We start from the raw sequence: 1,536 nt of genomic DNA on the forward strand, positions 1-1,536 counted from the left end.
ACCTCCCAGGCGACCAGGAGCTCCTGCCCGCAGAATGGGCAGAACGCCGCCTCGACCGGCAGCGACGCGTGGCCGATTTCGAGCCTGAGCCTGCATACTGTCATGCCGGCACCTCCTCTCTCTGGCGGTCAACGGCGAGGTCAAGGGCCTCTTCCCACAGGTCGGCGACAGGACGAAGCGCCTCCTCCTGCCGCCGCAGCTCAGCGGCGCGGGCAGCCCAACGCCGCGCAGCTCGCTCAGCCGCCAGGCGGTCCCCGCGCAGGATCCCCGCCTGACAATGGCACACCCGCGAGCAAGCACCAGGACACGGCAGCACACCACACAACGAACGAACCACGAACACACCTCCGAGCAAAAACTCACCAGGCGGCGCGCGCCGCCCAGCGGCACCGGCCGCAACAGCGGGGGCATAACCCGACCAGAGCCCGACGGCGGGCTGAGCAGCGCCGGCGGAGGCTATCGTGGGAGTCTGCCCGACGGCGGGTGGTGCAGCGCCCGCAGGCGCCACCAGAGCCGCTTGCGGCTCCGACGGGAGGGGCAAACCCCGCTAAACTAAGAGACCATGCGGGCGGGCGCGCATCGGGCCCCCTTTGAGGGGGCCACGACCACGCCAGAGCGGTAGCGACGGCGCGGGGGTGATCACCGCAGACCGAGCGGCCGGCGCACCTGGCCGCGAGAAAACACGAAATACGTCGGCGACCCTCGGCGGTCCCCGGCGGTCGGACGGCGCCGTGGGTGAGGGCCGCTGAGCCGAGATAGAGGCAACTGACCGAGGCGCAAGCGGCGAGCGCGCCCGAAAGGAACGGGGCTATAGGGCCCCCGGGGCGCGCGAGGGGGATGGGCGGAGAAGGCGACGGGGAAGGACCCTCGGCGTCTTCCTGCCGTTTCGGTGGGGGTACAGGCTGAAGCGCGGTGGCGGGGTAGCCGGCGAGGCCTCATGCCGTGAGCGCCGAAGGCGGGAACGTGATGAGCCGAAGGGGAGCCGAGCGGCGATTGGTGTGGGGTGAGCGGTAGCGCCGCTACACCACGGCGCGGAGCGCACTGGGGGGTGTCGGCGCCCGCGAGGGGAGCGCCAGGCTGTACGGTGGTGGGGTTCAGCGACCTCCGGCCGTTGAGGGCTTAAGTGAAGACGGCGACCACCACGGCCTCTTTGGGGTCGGGACGGCCGCCGAAGACCTGGACGGCCAGGTAGCGCCCGGCGACCATCTCGGCCGAGGGGATGTTCCTCGCTACGGCGATGTCCTCCAGGCGGGCCTTCTGGCTCCCCACCAGCTCGGCGGTGGCCTTGTAGTTCACGCTGTCCCAGGAACGGAGAATGCCTTTGACTACCATAGTGCTCCTCCTTCATTGGCCCGGGGACACTGTCCCTTGTTTTTGCGGGGTGGGGTGGGGTCGTGCGGGGTCGGCGGCCTCCGGCGTGGGTGTGGCCCTGAGTGCCTGGGTATGACAGCCACTAGACTAAGCACAGCAACGCGCCCCCACTGGTTTGAGTACAGCCACGACGCCCATTAAGCTAAGTACAGCCGCACCCCCCCC

1 protein-coding gene is annotated in these 1,536 nt (G+C 70.0%); it reads right to left on the minus strand.

What is annotated here, in order from left to right; all coding sequences use genetic code 11:
- Positions 1-1,119: 1,119 nt before the first annotated feature.
- Entirely contained in the window at positions 1,120-1,332 is a 213-nt protein-coding gene (locus AB1673_17625) for a hypothetical protein (protein MEW6155777.1), read from the minus strand.
- Between the last annotated feature and the right edge of the window lie 204 nt (positions 1,333-1,536).

The sequence above is a fragment of the Actinomycetota bacterium genome, assembly GCA_040754375.1.
Taxonomy (GTDB): Bacteria; Actinomycetota; Acidimicrobiia; order Acidimicrobiales; family AC-14; genus JBFMCT01.

Bases quoted from the DNA above. Each gene is read 5' to 3' on its own strand.
- AB1673_17625 (MEW6155777.1), bottom strand. From the start codon at position 1,332: ATGGTAGTCAAAGGCATTCTCCGTTCCTGGGACAGCGTGAACTACAAG.